14 protein-coding genes are annotated in these 15,215 nt (G+C 39.1%); 9 read left to right on the top strand and 5 right to left on the bottom strand.

Annotated features, from left to right (window positions below; genetic code table 11):
- The first annotated feature begins 27 nt into the window (after nt 1–27).
- Both ampD and murJ read left to right on the top strand, forming a co-directional pair.
- Complete coding sequence (gene ampD / locus JZ787_RS14600; RefSeq protein ID WP_346312710.1) at nt 28–600, top strand: 1,6-anhydro-N-acetylmuramyl-L-alanine amidase AmpD; 573 nt, start codon at nt 28–30, stop codon at nt 598–600.
- A gap of 77 nt (nt 601–677) precedes the next feature.
- Entirely contained in the window at nt 678–2,234 is a 1,557-nt protein-coding gene (murJ, locus tag JZ787_RS14595) for a murein biosynthesis integral membrane protein MurJ (RefSeq protein ID WP_346312692.1), read from the top strand.
- 149 nt (nt 2,235–2,383) lie between these two features.
- Here the strand turns inward: murJ and JZ787_RS14590 are convergent, their stop codons facing one another.
- From JZ787_RS14590 to JZ787_RS14570, 5 genes are all read right to left on the bottom strand, one after another.
- Nucleotides 2,384–3,076 (bottom strand): FKBP-type peptidyl-prolyl cis-trans isomerase, encoded by a 693-nt coding sequence (locus JZ787_RS14590; RefSeq protein WP_004983850.1) that lies wholly within the window; start codon nt 3,074–3,076, stop codon nt 2,384–2,386.
- A 54-nt stretch (nt 3,077–3,130) separates the two neighbouring features.
- On the bottom strand, nt 3,131–3,835 hold the full coding sequence (locus JZ787_RS14585) for an FKBP-type peptidyl-prolyl cis-trans isomerase (RefSeq protein ID WP_125274497.1): 705 nt from the start codon (nt 3,833–3,835) through the stop codon (nt 3,131–3,133).
- A gap of 213 nt (nt 3,836–4,048) precedes the next feature.
- Complete coding sequence (locus JZ787_RS14580) at nt 4,049–6,235, bottom strand: polysaccharide biosynthesis tyrosine autokinase (protein ID WP_346312691.1); 2,187 nt, start codon at nt 6,233–6,235, stop codon at nt 4,049–4,051.
- A 15-nt stretch (nt 6,236–6,250) separates the two neighbouring features.
- On the bottom strand, nt 6,251–6,679 hold the full coding sequence (locus JZ787_RS14575) for a low molecular weight protein-tyrosine-phosphatase (RefSeq protein ID WP_131229764.1): 429 nt from the start codon (nt 6,677–6,679) through the stop codon (nt 6,251–6,253).
- On the bottom strand, nt 6,679–7,779 hold the full coding sequence (locus JZ787_RS14570; RefSeq protein ID WP_346312690.1) for a polysaccharide biosynthesis/export family protein: 1,101 nt from the start codon (nt 7,777–7,779) through the stop codon (nt 6,679–6,681). The genes JZ787_RS14575 and JZ787_RS14570 overlap by 1 nt, the downstream gene beginning before the upstream one ends.
- 308 nt (nt 7,780–8,087) lie before the next feature.
- On the opposite strand from JZ787_RS14570, the gene JZ787_RS14565 reads away from it, so the two are divergent.
- The 7 genes from JZ787_RS14565 to JZ787_RS14535 are packed head-to-tail and all read left to right on the top strand — an operon-like array spanning nt 8,088 to nt 15,200.
- Nucleotides 8,088–9,386: a nucleotide sugar dehydrogenase gene (locus JZ787_RS14565; RefSeq protein ID WP_279740808.1), complete on the top strand. Its 1,299-nt coding sequence runs from the start codon at nt 8,088–8,090 to the stop codon at nt 9,384–9,386.
- A gap of 26 nt (nt 9,387–9,412) precedes the next feature.
- On the top strand, nt 9,413–10,363 hold the full coding sequence (locus tag JZ787_RS14560) for a Gfo/Idh/MocA family oxidoreductase (RefSeq protein ID WP_218289170.1): 951 nt from the start codon (nt 9,413–9,415) through the stop codon (nt 10,361–10,363).
- The gene (wbpD, locus tag JZ787_RS14555) at nt 10,360–10,941 is read left to right on the top strand and encodes a UDP-2-acetamido-3-amino-2,3-dideoxy-D-glucuronate N-acetyltransferase (protein ID WP_218289169.1); all 582 of its coding nucleotides are present in this window, start codon (nt 10,360–10,362) and stop codon (nt 10,939–10,941) included. Before JZ787_RS14560 ends, wbpD begins: the two co-directional genes overlap by 4 nt.
- Nucleotides 10,942–10,943: 2 nt before the next feature.
- Complete coding sequence (locus tag JZ787_RS14550) at nt 10,944–12,029, top strand: DegT/DnrJ/EryC1/StrS family aminotransferase (protein WP_346312689.1); 1,086 nt, start codon at nt 10,944–10,946, stop codon at nt 12,027–12,029.
- Nucleotides 12,030–12,032: 3 nt separating this feature from the next.
- Nucleotides 12,033–13,406 (top strand): oligosaccharide flippase family protein, encoded by a 1,374-nt coding sequence (locus JZ787_RS14545; RefSeq protein WP_346312688.1) that lies wholly within the window; start codon nt 12,033–12,035, stop codon nt 13,404–13,406.
- Nucleotides 13,403–13,972, top strand: a complete 570-nt coding sequence (locus JZ787_RS14540; RefSeq protein WP_346312687.1) for an acyltransferase — start codon at nt 13,403–13,405, stop codon at nt 13,970–13,972. The genes JZ787_RS14545 and JZ787_RS14540 overlap by 4 nt, the downstream gene beginning before the upstream one ends.
- A 7-nt stretch (nt 13,973–13,979) precedes the next feature.
- Nucleotides 13,980–15,200: a glycosyltransferase gene (locus JZ787_RS14535; protein ID WP_346312686.1), complete on the top strand. Its 1,221-nt coding sequence runs from the start codon at nt 13,980–13,982 to the stop codon at nt 15,198–15,200.
- The last annotated feature ends 15 nt before the right edge of the window (nt 15,201–15,215 follow it).

The following is a 15,215-nucleotide window of genomic DNA, read 5'->3' as shown; positions in this document are numbered from 1 at the left end:
GGCGCAATGGATTTGAGGAATAAAAAGATGCAGGTCATTCCGTCGTTTCAAGTGCAAGCAGGGCAACTGCTAGGAGCGAGACAAATTCCATCGCCTAATTTTAACGCACGTCCTGTGGATACTGAGATTCAACTGATTGTCATCCATAATATCAGCTTGCCTCCCTCACAGTTTGGCGGCGGCTATATTGAACAATTTTTTAAAAATCAATTGGATTGGTCAGTACATCCTTATTTTCAAACCATTCAAGGCATGCAAGTTTCAGCGCATTTACTGATTTTAAGAAGTGGTGAAGTCTTACAATTTGTCAATTTTAACGACCGTGCATGGCATGCAGGGCGTTCAAGCTATTTGGCCAAGAAAGAGTGTAATGATTATTCGATTGGCATTGAGCTTGAGGGCAGTGATGACTTGCCTTTTGAAGATGCCCAATATGAAACATTGGTACATGTGACTGCCTGCTTACAGCAAACCTATCCTCAAATTCAACAGCATTTGGCGGGACACTCCGATATTGCACCAGGTCGAAAAACGGATCCTGGTCCATTTTTTGATTGGTTAGGCTATCGACATCGTTTGCAGCAGTTAAAAAGTCAATAAATTGAGAGTCGGCAACAACATTAAACAATCAAATATTCGCTGAAGTTTCATTACAATAGCGGCAAATGAAAAACTAGGTGGATACGATGGCGCTGTGGCGGTCAACCGTAATTGTAAGTGCAATGACCATGCTTTCTCGGGTCTTGGGTTTGGTACGAGACATTGTCTTACTAAATGTCTTTGGTGCGGGGAAAGATTTTGATACCTTTGTGGTGGCCTTTCGTATCCCGAACTTCTTCCGTCGGCTATTTGCTGAGGGAGCATTCTCACAGGCGTTTATTCCAGTACTGACCGAATATAAAACTGGACGTACCCATGCGGAAGTTCAGATTCTGATTAGCCGTGTCTTTGGTTGTTTGATGACGGTTATGACGGCTTTAACTTTCATCGCTATGGTCGCAGCTCCAGCAGTGCTTTACATCTATGCACCGGGCTTCCATGCCGATCCAGAGAAGTTCGACCTCGCGGTTTCAATGTTCCGCCTCACCATTCCTTATTTATTGTTTATGTCGTTGACGGCATTTGCCAGCAGTATTTTAAATAGTTATGGTTCCTTTGCTTCGCCCGCCTTTTCACCAGTATTGCTGAATGTTGCGATGATTGCCGGGGCATGGTGGTTGACGCCGTATATGGCGGAGCCGATTATGGCACTCGGTTGGGCAGTTATTGCTGCGGGTGTATTGCAACTGGCGATCCAAATTCCTGAACTTTGGCATAAAAAGTTACTGATTCCGCCGAAAGTTGATTTTAAACATGAAGGGGTGGATCGCATCATGAAATTGATGCTGCCTGCGCTATTTGGTGTTTCTGTCACGCAAATCAACTTACTCCTGAACACCATTTGGGCTTCGTTTATGCAAGATGGTTCAGTGTCATGGTTGTACAGTGCGGAACGCATGACTGAATTACCTTTGGGCTTGATTGGGGTAGCGATCGGCACGGTGATTTTACCTGCTTTGTCGACCCGTCATGCAGAGCAAGATATGTCGAAGTTCCGTGGCATGATGGATTGGGCTGCGAAGGTCATTGTTTTGGTTGGTGTGCCTGCTAGTATTGCGTTGTTTATGTTATCGACCCCTATTATTCAAGCTCTGTTCCAACGCGGTCAATTCACCATTGAAGATACGCAAATGACGGCTTTAGCACTGCAATGTATGAGTGCTGGGGTGATTTCATTTATGTTGATTAAAGTCTTTGCACCCGGATTTTATGCGCAGCAAGACACCAAAACGCCAGTCCGTGTCGGTTTAATGGCCGTTGCCGCAAATGCGATTTTAAACGTGGTGTTTATTGGCTTCTTTAAACTGATTGACTGGCAGGCAGAGCATATGGCTTTAGCTTTAGCTTCTTCGGGCTCTGCTCTAGTGAATGCGGGGATGCTGTATTTCTATCTACACAAGCGCGATATTTTCCGTTTTGGTGCACACTGGAAAAAACTGTTTATTCAGTTTGGTATTTCTAACGCCGTGATGATTGTGGCTTTGTGGTATGCATTGACTTGGTATAATGGTGACGTGTCACAGTGGATTCGCGTTGCCGAAGTGATCGGGCTATGCATGGTCGGCGTTGTGGCTTATGCGGTTGGTTTGCTCTTTACCGGGTTTAGACCACGTCATCTCAAACATGAAGCATAAAACAAAGCAGTACTTTATTTATACTGCAAGCGAAGCGCGTAGCTTAAAAACGCATGGCTTGATTGAAGAACAATTGAAATTAATAAAAAGCCTGATCACGAAGATCAGGCTTTTTATTTTGTATATAGCATTGCATTTGCATTGCTGCCTTATTTTGGCAACACTTCAATCAGTTCCACATCAAAAATCAAGGTGCTATTTGGTTCAATCACATCACCTGAACCAATTTGGCCATAGCCCAGTTTAGCGGGAATAAAGAAACGATATTTAGCACCTTCTTTCATTAGCTGTAAGCCTTCAGTCCAACCTTGAATTACTTGGCTGACTTGAAACTCCGCAGGCTGCTGACGTGCAATCGAGCTGTCAAAAACAGTTTGATCAATCAAACGTCCTTCATAATGGACTTTGACTTTGCTGTTGGCCTTAGGTGACTTGCCTTGGCCTTGTTGTAAAACCATATATTGCAAGCCTGAAGTCGTGGTTTTCACCTCGGGTTTTTTCGCATTTTCAGCTAAAAAGGCCGCACCAATTTTGGCATTTTTATCAGCCAGTTGTTTAACTTCTAATAACTGTTTTGCCTCGGCTTGGCGTTTATATTGGGTAAGCACTCGCGCCATGTCCTCATCACTTAATGAAGCTGCTTGACCTTTAGATGCTTCACGTAACCCTTGCACAAAAGCATCGAGATCTAAATCTTGAATAGACTCGGCATTGCTCCGACCCATGAGGTAGCCAAAGCTATAACCGACTTGTTGGTTGATACTACTTTTATTGTTAATCGGTGCAGCAAAAACAGGTGCAGAGAGCAACAAGCCGCAGAGTAATGTTGTTTGAATTTTCATCTTGTATTCTCAATAAAAAGAGGAGAGCAAAAGCTCTCCTTTGATTGACTTGTCTTATTTTACTTTGATCAGTTCAACATCAAAAATAAGCGTGCTGTTGGCTGGAATCATGCCAGGTACACCTTGTGGGCCATAACCTAAGTTCGAAGGGATGTAGAGGGTCGCTTTCCCACCTTCTTTCATGAGTTGTAGGCCTTCAGTCCAACCTGGAATCACTTGGTTTAAAGGGAACTCAATCGGTTCGCCACGTTCAAGCGAACTATCGAAGACTTTACCATCGACCAGTTGGCCTTTGTAATGCACGGTCACGACAGAGCTGGCAGTGGGTTGCTTGCCTGTGCCTTCTTGCGTAATTTTGTACTGTAAGCCTGACGCTGTAGTTTTCACCCCAGGTTTTTTTGCATTTTCGGTTAAGAAGCTGTCACTAGTTGTTTGTGCTTGCTTCGCATCATTGGCCTGTTTTTGCTGCATTTCTTGTTGGAACTGCTCATAGGCTTGTTTTAATTCTTCTTCAGTATAGGCAGGTTGGCTACGAGCATGACCTGCACGGACACCAGTTACAAAACTGTTAATATCGAGTTCTGGTGGGGTTTGATGAGCAACCTCATAACCGAGTGCATAGCTAATTTTTTCTACGGCAGATGCATTTTTTGAAACTTGGGCTTCGGCTGAAGCTGGGTGTTGAGATGCATAATAAACGGGAACAAGTGCAGCACCGCCTAGAATAACAGCTACAGCAATGGGTAAGGCTTTACTCATGTGAAATTTTTCCTAATTCTATTACATTCAAAAAGTTTTTTAGCATCTTAGCAGACTTCATGAATGACGTGTTTTGTACCACCAGTACATTTTCAAATTAATATATGCCGAAGTCCTTAAAAAAACTATAAGGATTTGAATATATAAACGTTTGTCATACAAAATAAAAAGCCAGAAATCAAGTTCTGGCTTTTTATCGGTTAGAGGATGTATTTAGTCTGATTCTTTATTGGCTTTATAGGCATAAGCATAGTTATAGCCATAGCCATAGCCTGCACTTGAACGTTGAATATCGTTTAGAATGAATCCATTGACTTTCACACCAGCTTGTTCAAAACGATTCAGGGTTAATTCTAACTCTTTCATCTGCGTTTTCGCATAACGGGCAATCACTAAGTTAACCCCTGTGTATTGAGAAATAATGATGCCATCCGTCACGGCTAAGACTGGTGGGGTATCAATAATCACATGATCAAATTTCTCTGACATTTGCTCTAATAGATTTTTGAACTGGTTAGAGCTTAGTAGTTCAGAAGGATTCGCAGGACTTTTCCCGCGAGAAATTACACTTAAGCCAGGTACTTCTGTATGACGAATGACTGTTTCTAAACTTTGTTGACCATTGAGTAACTCTGTTAAGCCAGGTTGTGTGTCGAGATTAAAATACTTGTGTAAATAACCGCGACGTAAGTCTGCGTCTATGATTAATACACGTTTATCGCTTTGCGCCAAAATTGTGGCTAAGTTGGTTGAGATAAAGGATTTACCAACTTCTGGCGCAGGGCCTGAAATTGTGATTAGATTATTTCGGGCAGAGCTTAGCGCGAAATGAATGGCTGTACGCATACTTCTTAAGCTCTCAATAGCGATATCATCACTATTTTTAACAGCCAGAATAGGAATATTCTTTTTCTTCTTTAAAATATTAATACGGCTTTCTTGTACAGGTGAACGTGGAACCGTTGCATACACGGGCAGATCCAACTCATTTTCAATTTGAGCTGAGTCTTTGATCCCTGAACGCATCATATTACGTAATAACGCCAAGAGCGTACCTAAGAAACCACCTAAGAAAATAGAGAGAATTAAAATCTGTAGCTTCTTCGGTGCAATCGGCTCAATTGGTTCCACTGCTGTATCGACAATACGAACATTTCCAATCTCGCCCGCTTTTGCAATACGTAGCTGTTGATAAGAGTTAAGTAGGGCAGTATATAATTGCTGTTTGACTTCAACTTCACGGTAAAGCTGTAAATAACGACGTTGTAAATCTGGCAGTTCTTTTAATGTCGCATTTAACTCCCCAATTTTTTTATTAATAGCTCCTAGTTGCGCATTCATTTGCTGCATGACTGGATGTTCAGAAGTATATTTGGCACCAGCTTCAGCCACTTGTTGTTCAAGTTGTGCTTTTTGTGTCTCTAAGGTTACGCTTTGGGTTAAAAATAACTCAGATTCTTTCGTGACATCTACAGTGTTGTATTGTTGGCGAAATTTATTGAATTCACGCTCTGCTACATCAAGTTGTTGTTTCAGCTCTGGTAGTTGTTCATCTAAGAATTTAAGTGTTTGCGCTGTTTCAGCTGAACGACGTTCAATGTTTTGTTGACTATAAGAAACCAGAATAGCATTGAGTACTTGGGTAATATGAGTTTTGTCTGTACCTTGATAATTGAGCCCAAGAATACCTGTTAACTTTCCTTTTTCTGCGACTGAATAATTTGTCAAGATATTATTGACAGCAGCTGGTAGAGATTGTTTTTGAATGAGATAAACATCATTCAGCTGGTCTTGTGTATAAATAGAAATATTCCACAAGCCATCCGCTGTACGTAAGGTATTCGATTGGTTCGTTTTTCCTGTTAAAATGACTTGTTCAGTTTGTGTATTCGTTAAACTAAACTGACCATCTTTAAAGCGAAGTTCAAGGTTTTTATCACGGAAGTTTGATGGAACATTAAACTGGCGAATATCGAATGCTTTTTCATCATCTTTAAACAACACTGATTTCGGCTGGTACTCTGTTTGATAATGGTGTGGAGATAATAGACGATCAGTAAATGAATTTTGCGTGCCCGAAATTTTAAGATCTAAATTCAAATGTTGAATAACATTGCCTAATACCAAACGCGATTTTAAAATTTCGATTTCTGCTTGAGCGGGTTGTTTTTGCTCAACCATGCTCGAGAGATCACCTAATAGAGCTGCGGAAGCGCCTTTATTTTCTTCTACTTGTACCAAGGCGTCCACCGAATAGGTATCTGGAGTTGCTCTTAAGTATAGTAGGGCACAAATTAGACTCAAAAGGATACACAGCGCAATTAACTTCCATTGTGCGATCAATGAGAAAAATAATTCTTTTAAATCAATAGTATCTTCTGTATTTGTAGTTTGGCTCATAATCGTACATCAAAGTTAAATATGTTTAGTCCAATCTGCTACACAGGCTTGTATAAGCAGGGAAGTTTCATCAAAAAAAGCTTGATCATGTTGATAGGGGTCAGGAATATTTTTTCCTTGCCAATGACCTAAGCGAAATGTTTTTCCTTTTGCAAATGGCCATGTTTGCTCAATGTGCTTCTGTTGATTTTGGCTCATGACTAAAATCAAATCAGCTTGCTTAATCAGTTCAGCATTAAGTTTCCTTGCAATATGAGGGCTCATGTCAACCCCTATACGTTGCATGCAAAGCTTTGCTTTGTCATCAGCCGCATATCCAATCATGCCAGAAATGCCTGCAGAGTGAATTGTGAGCTGTGGATGGTTTTGTTTGAGTAGGTACTCTGCCATAGGGCTACGACAGATATTACCTACGCACACTACCAAAATATTTTTGAATTGCATTATTGTCCCATGCGATCAATATTATAAATAACATTTGAGAATGGAATGACTTGGTTGATAACACGTTGCCAGCGCGTTAAACCTGAGGCATCGATATACACAATATCATTGCTTTGCATTTGAAATTTATTTGCCAGTCCAAAATCACCAATACTGGTTAAATCTAGGTGATAGACATCAGTGATCCCTGCATCTCGATGACTACGAACCACATAAATTTTGCTTCGGCTGCCTGAAAGTGGATTCAAACCGAGGCTTTCCCCAATGACATCACTTAAGCTAATACCCTGATCTCGCATCGGGATCGGTTTGTTTTGTCCCGATTCACCCATTACATAAATTTTCTGATTTTCTTTTGAGTTTACATAAAGTGTATCGTTAGGCTGAATCAATAAATTGTGTAGTGAATAACCAGACTTTTCAAGCGAAATGCTATTGAGATTATAAGTTTTACCTTGGCGGACAAGTGTAATAGAGGTGTTATCTCCTAACTGAGTATTGATACCGCCAGCTAAACCTAATGCAGTATAAACACTGGTGGGTTGGTCAGTTAAAGTAAACTGCCCACCTTTCATGACACTGCCTTGTACAGAGTAGCGTTGTCCTTGATACGATAGAACACGAGCAATGACGTCCGGTGTTTTTAAATACCGTGAAAGTTGGCTACGTAATTCTTGGTTCACTTGTGTTAAAGACTTTCCTGAGGCTTTGTAGCGACCAATAATAGGAAATTGGATATAACCACTTTGATCAATTTGATAGCCATTGGACTTGATGGCTTCTTCATTACTGATGGTATTTGTAGGTGGAGTAATTTCTGGATATGCCCAGAGATAAATCGAGAGAATATCTCCAGCACTGAGCTTGTAATTTTTTTGAGGAATGTTGAACAAATGAGAAAAATATTCTTGATTGTATTGGGCAGGTTGGACAGCTGGTAATGATGTTTGGGTGAGTTTCACAACATTGACTTGTGTGCCTAACTCTGTTTGATACATACCTTCATCAGGTAAATCATAAGTTTGTAGCCCAGATGTCAGAGCGCATCCAGAGGATGTCATGATAAAGGACAATAGAATTATAGATTTAAAATGTCGCACAAAAATTCCCATTTTAGATTTTTTAAAATCACTTCAATTAAACAGCATTTTACCGAACTTAGCTTTTGGGTATATAGCAAATTGTAATCAATTTTTATAGTAAGAATTTTTGTTGATTGCTATGGATGCAAATTTTGCGGATTTTACTGTATTGAGCAAAATAGCAAGGTCCATCTAGTCTCCAAGTATAACCAAACAGAACCGCACTAAGAATTTGGTAAAAAATCATAACAGAAAGTTCATGTTTTTCTGATAGTATTTCTGCCGATTGATTCATGTTCATAACAGAAATAAATTAAGGCGTTAAAATGCTACAACTCTCTGATCTAAAAATAGCAGTGATTGGTTTAGGCTATGTTGGTTTGCCATTGGCAGTCGAATTTGGTAAAAAAGTACCGGTTGTTGGGTTTGACATCCATACAACACGGATTGAAGAATTAAAAATTGGTCAAGACCATACTTTGGAAGTTTCACCAGAAGAACTAAGTCAAGCAACAAACTTAACTTATAGCGCAAATTTAGAAGACTTAAAAAGTTGTAACTTTTTTATTGTGACTGTCCCGACCCCTGTTGATGAGGTAAATCGCCCAGATCTGACGCCTTTAAAGAAAGCGAGCGAAACATTAGGCAAGGTGATAAAAAAAGGCGATATTGTTGTCTATGAGTCAACCGTTTATCCTGGCGCTACAGAAGAAGTATGTATTCCTGTGCTTGAGAAAATCTCAGGCCTAAAATTCAATCAGGATTTCTTTGCGGGTTATAGTCCTGAACGTATTAACCCTGGTGATAAAGTAAATACCTTAACCAAAATTAAGAAAATTACCAGCGGCAGCACGCCTGAAGTCGCAGATAAAGTAGATGCAGTCTATGCCAGTATCATTACTGCGGGTACACATAAAGCTTCAAGTATCAAGGTTGCAGAAGCAGCTAAAGTAATTGAAAACACCCAGCGCGATTTAAATATTGCCTTAGTGAATGAACTCTCGGTGATTTTTGATCGTTTAGGTATTGATACCATTGACGTACTTGAGGCCGCTGGCAGTAAGTGGAATTTCCTACCATTCCGCCCTGGTTTGGTTGGTGGGCATTGTATTGGTGTCGATCCTTACTATCTAACCCATAAAGCAGAAGAGGTCGGTTATCACCCACAAGTGATTTTGGCGGGCCGTCGTATTAATGACAATATGGCACGTTATGTGGCACGTAATACCATCAAGCGTATGTTACAAAATGGTATTGATGTCCCTCGTGCAAAAGTAGGTGTACTTGGCGTTACATTTAAAGAAAACTGTCCCGATATCCGTAACAGTAAGGTTGCAGACTTAATTAAAGAGTTTGAAGCTTGGGGTGCGCAAGTGGTCGTTGCAGATCCATGGGCAGATGCTGAAGAAGTGAAAGGCGAATATGGTATTGAGTTAGGGCAGGTCAATGCTGAGCACCCAGTCGATGCACTGGTGATTGCTGTTGGGCATAATGAATTCCGTAGCTTGCCTGCAGCCGAGTTAAAAAGCTATGTGCGTAGTAATAAGCCAGTTCTTGCAGATGTCAAAGGTTTATTCGATCGTACAACTCTGGCTGAACAAGGTTTTACAGTATTCCGTCTCTAATTTAAAAATTGAAAAGAAGTGAAACGATGAAAAAATTTGCTCTTATTGGTGCGGCTGGATATATCGCACCACGCCATCTTAAAGCGATCAAAGAAACGGGTAATACTTTAGCTGTTGCCATGGATGTAAATGACTCTGTCGGGATTATGGACAGTCATTTTCCTGAAGCGGAATTCTTTACTGAGTTTGAAGAATTTGAGGCCTATGTAGAAGACCAAAAATTAAAAGGAGAAAAGCTGGATTACGTTGCAATCTGCTCACCGAACTATTTACATGCGCCGCACATGAAGTATGCGTTGAAAAATGGCATTGAAGTGATTTGTGAAAAACCATTGGTACTGAGTTCAGAGGATTTAAACATGCTTTCTGAATATGAAAAACAATATGGTGCCAAGGTAAATTCAATATTACAGTTACGTTTACATCCGTCTATTATTGCCCTCCGCGATAAAGTTCAGGCTGCACCAACAGATAAAGTATTTGATGTTGATCTCACTTATTTAACTTCTCGCGGTAAATGGTATTTAAAGTCGTGGAAAGGCGTGGACAACAAATCTGGCGGTGTAGCAACTAATATTGGTGTACATTTCTACGATATGTTGCATTTTATTTTTGGAAAAATCGTTAAAAATGAAGTGCATTTCCGTGATGAAAAAACCTCTTCTGGTTATTTAGAATATGAGCGTGCACGTGTGCGTTGGTTCTTGTCTATTGACGCGAATAACCTTCCGGACAATGCAGTACAAGGTGAAAAACTAACTTACCGTAGTATTACGATTGAAAATGAAGAATTAGAATTTTCAGGCGGTTTTACAGATTTACATACGCAGAGTTATCAACGTATTTTGGAAGGCAAAGGTTACGGTGTGGAAGAAAACCGAGCAGCAATTGAAACAGTGGAAGTCATTCGTGTTTCTCCTATTGTTGAAAACCCAGAAAATCCACATCCATTATTGGCAAAGGTGAAAAAAGCATGAGCTTTTATCAACATGAAACAGCGATTGTTGATCAAGGTGCGCAAATAGGAAGCGATTCACGAGTTTGGCATTTTGTTCACGTATGTGGCGGTGCCAAAATCGGTCAAGGCGTATCTTTAGGACAAAACGTATTCGTTGGCAATAAAGTCGTTATTGGCGATCATTGTAAAGTTCAAAATAACGTGTCGGTATACGATAACGTGACCTTGGAAGAAGGTGTATTTTGTGGACCAAGCATGGTTTTCACCAATGTGTATAACCCACGCTCTTTAATTGAACGCAAAGACCAATATCGTAATACATTGGTTAAAAAAGGTGCCACACTAGGTGCAAACTGTACGATTGTTTGTGGTGTGACGATTGGTGAATACTCGTTTGTTGGTGCAGGTGCGGTAATTAATAAAGACGTACCGGCATATGCATTGATGGTGGGTGTTCCAGCAAAACAAATTGGTTGGATGAGTGAGTTTGGTGAACAGTTAGATTTACCTTTAACCGGTAACGCAGAATCTGTGTGTTCACATACAGGTGCGATATACCGATTATCTGGTAGCACTGTAATCAAAGAACAGGCATAAACATGATTGAATTTATTGATTTAAAAGCTCAGCAAGCTCGTTTAAAAGATAAGATTGAAGCGGGTATTCAAAATGTTTTAACCCATGGTCAATACATTTTAGGCCCAGAAGTAATTGAGTTGGAAGAAAAACTTGCTGCTTATGTAGGGGCAAAATACTGTATTACCTGTGCAAATGGTACCGATGCCTTACAAATTGCCCAAATGGCGTTTGGTATCGGTCCGGGTGATGAAGTGATTACGCCCGGATTTACCTATATTGCAACAGCTGAAACGGTGGCATTATTAGGTGCGACGCCTGTCTATGTCGATGTCAATCCAAAAACATATAATTTGGATGTTGAACAATTAGAGGCAGCGATTACACCGCGTACTAAAGCGATTATTCCTGTTAGTCTATATGGTCAATGTGCAGATTTTGATGCGATTAACGCGATTGCTGCAAAGCATGGCATTCCAGTAATAGAAGATGCAGCGCAAAGCTTTGGTGCAACGTATAAAGGTCGTAAAAGTTGTAACCTGACCACTGTTGCTTGTACAAGTTTTTTCCCAAGTAAGCCTTTAGGTTGCTATGGGGACGGTGGTGCGATTTTTACCAATGATGATGAACTGGCAAAAGTGATTCGCCAAATTGCACGACATGGTCAAGACCGTCGTTATCATCATATTCGTGTAGGTATGAATAGTCGTTTGGATACATTGCAGGCTGCAATTCTTTTACCAAAATTAGAAATTTTGGATGAAGAAATGCAAGCGCGTCAGCGTGTCGCAGAAACCTATACCAAATTGTTTAATGACGCGGGTATTAATACTACACCATGTATTGAAGCACATAATCAGAGTGCATGGGCGCAATATACCATTCAAGTTGAAAACCGTGATGATGTGCAAGCGAAGTTGAAAGAGCAGGATATTCCTACAGCGGTACATTATCCAATTCCTTTAAATAAGCAACCTGCTGTAGCTGATGAAAGTGTAATACTACCCGTCGGTGATGCAATTGCTGAAAGAGTCATGAGTTTGCCAATGCATCCTTACTTGGCTGCAGAAGCTCAAGAAAAGATTGTTGCGTCACTTTTGAGTAAATAAGTTGTGAAAAGCCTTCTTGATAAAGTTAATGCAAAGTTAAATGCACAAGGGGGCTTTTTGAAGGCAGTAGGGCTTTTGGCGGGGAGCACAGCCTTCGCACAAGGTATTACTTTTTTAGCTCTACCAATATTGACCCGTTTATATAGTCCGAATGATTTTGCTCTATTTGCAATTTATACTGCTATTGTTGGAATGGGCTCAGTTGTTGCATGTCTTAGATTAGAAATAGCCATCTCATTACCAGAGAAAGATGAAGATGCAGCAAGTCTATTTGTTTTATCCTTAGTGTTCGCAACAATTTTAACGATTATTTTTTCTTTAGTATTAGTAATTTGGCCAAATGAATTAGCTAACTTGTTTAGAGCGCCAGAGCTATATAGCTATTTATGGATGTTGCCATTAGGTATATGGTTAACAGCTGTATATGCAGCTGCCCAAAATTGGGCTACAAGGAAAAAAGATTTCTCTTCTATTGCTCAAACTAAAATAATGCAGTCGACGATTGGTTCTGGTGCACAAATTGGTACAGGCTTGCTAGGTTTTACACCAATTGGCTTGCTATTTGGTCAACTCTTTTTAAGTGGGGCTGGAATTTGGGGATTAATTAAAAAGGCGTGGCAAGAAGACAATAAAAAATTCCAGCTTGTAAGTTGGACAAGTATGAAAACTCAGCTGGAAGAATATGAAAAATTTCCTAAATATTCAACGTTTGAGTCATTTGCAAATACAGCTGCAATTCAAATACCCTTAATATTAATTGCAGCCATGGCGATAGGTCCAGAAGCGGGTTATTTACTATTAGCATCAAAAGTAATGAGTGCGCCGCTAGGTCTAATCGGGCGAGCAATTTCTCAAGTTTATTTATCAAGAGCCGCTGAAGAATACCGTATCAATAATTTAGGTAACTTTACAGCGAACGTAGTATTAAGTCTTACAAAGATTGGTATAGGACCTTTAATATTTATAGGTTTTATTTCACCTGTCATTTTTCCCTTAGTATTTGGCGATGAATGGAGGAGAGCGGGGGAGTTGGTACTATGGATGATACCATGGATGGTATTGCAATTTATTGCATCGCCAATTTCTATGTGTATGCATGTGCGGGGATGGCAAAGACCCATGTTGGCCTTAACTGTATTTGGACTAATATTGCGTATAGGCGCCTTATATATTGCATATAATATTGATCGAAATTCATTATCTGAATGGTATATTTTTTCTGGTGCAGTATTCTACTTGATTTGTAATATTGTATTTTTCAGATGTTCAGAAATTAATTTGCGCCATGTATTTAACATATTCACGTCCTCAATACCAATAGTTGGTATATGGAGCGTTGCTGGTTTAATCATTTCTTTTATAATTGGGTATTTATGAGTATTAAGAAAACATTAAAAAGCATTTTGGATATATTTAGGCCTTTATTAATTGTTTTTTTCAGTATTTTTTTTGATAGAAAATATCTAACGGGTCGACATTTCGATAAAGGCTTTAATGGATATCGATGGTCAATACGAGCTATTTGGACCCGAAACATATTAAGGTTAGCACCACCTTTACCTTTTCCAGCAGGATTGAATGTAATTGTTTCAAATCCTCAAAACTTATCCTTTCATCCGGATGATATAAATAATTTTCAATCTCCTGGTACGTATTTTCAGAATTTTAAAGGGAAAATTGAGATCGGGCGTGGAACATATATTGCCCCGAATGTTGGAATAATTACAGCTAATCATGATTTTAATTCTTTGGATGGTCATACAGAAGGTGAAAACGTAGTAATTGGTGATCAATCATGGATAGGTATGAATGTTGTGCTTTTGCCTGGAGTAGTTTTAGGAAAAAAAACTATTGTTGCAGCAGGAGCTGTAGTTACAAAAAGTTATCCTGATGGAAATGTTGTTTTAGCGGGTATTCCCGCTAAGCCAATAAAAAATTTATAGGTTTATAATGAAAAATTTAAATGAACGAAAGAAAATACTCTTTTTGTCTGGAATTGATTTTAAAGAAAAATCTATTCAAGTTATTAGGAAAACACCAGAGTATTACGCTTCATCTGGTTGGAATGTAGATTATATTGTTGCTCGCGATAATGTTGCCGGCGGAAATTACTCTTATGAAAAAGAGATAAATCCAGAGGGTGTGAATGTTTCTCGCTTCTATTGGCCACTTGTGAAAGTTCGCCAGATGCCCAATCGCTACTTAAAGTTAATTTTTTCAAAAATAGCAAGCTTAATTGTGATTCTTTCACTAGCTTTACAGGGCTACAGGAAAATAAAATCAAGTAATTATGATGTAGTGTATGGCTATGAGCTACATGGCGTTCTTGCATTAATGCTTATTAAACCATTTTTAAAAAATGAAAAAATTGTAACAAGATTCCAAGGAACATTTGTAAATGAAATGCTAGAAAATAAGCAATGGTTGAGATTGCTTTTTAATGCGGACTTGATTTTAGCTTTAAAAGTGAAGTCTGATTTAACTATTATGACAGATGATGGTACGGAGGGTGATAAAGCACTCAAAAAAATAAGAGGTATTGAAAATTTAGGAAATATTAAATTTTGGACAAATGGTGTAAATGTAATTGAGCATAATAATTGGCCAGACATATCTAAAGACAAAATAAAGATTGTATCTATTTCCAGATTGGTAGGATGGAAAAGAGTTGATCGATGTATTAAGGTTATAGAACAACTCGTTGCTAATGGTTTTACTAATTTTGAGTACGAGATCATTGGAGGGGGAGAATTAAAAGAAAAATTAGAACAAATGGTGAAATCGCTCTCTCTTGAACCTTATGTGAAATTTTCGGGTGCTTTGCCACATGGTGAGGCTTTAAATAGATTAAAGAAATCACAGATATTTTTCTCGATGTATGATTCTTCTAATGTAGGAAACCCATTATTAGAGGCTATAAGAGCTAATAAAGTTATTGTAACACTCGATAATGGCGATACGGGATCTTGGATTAAGCACCAAATAAATGGACTAATTTACAATCCTAATGATGTTTTTTTTGATAAAGCTGCTATTGATATACAGACATTAGTTTTTGATAATGTATTAAGAAAAAATATGCTAGATGAATTATATATTGTTGAAAAAGAACGATTGAATACATGGGATGAAAGATTAAGTAAGGAAGAAAATTTAGTACGCACATTATAATAATTAAATGTGTTG

The organism is Acinetobacter sp. BWR-L5 (assembly GCF_039655985.1).
Taxonomy (GTDB): Bacteria; Pseudomonadota; Gammaproteobacteria; order Pseudomonadales; family Moraxellaceae; genus Acinetobacter; species Acinetobacter johnsonii.
This window is presented reverse-complemented; position numbering and strand designations above follow the sequence as displayed.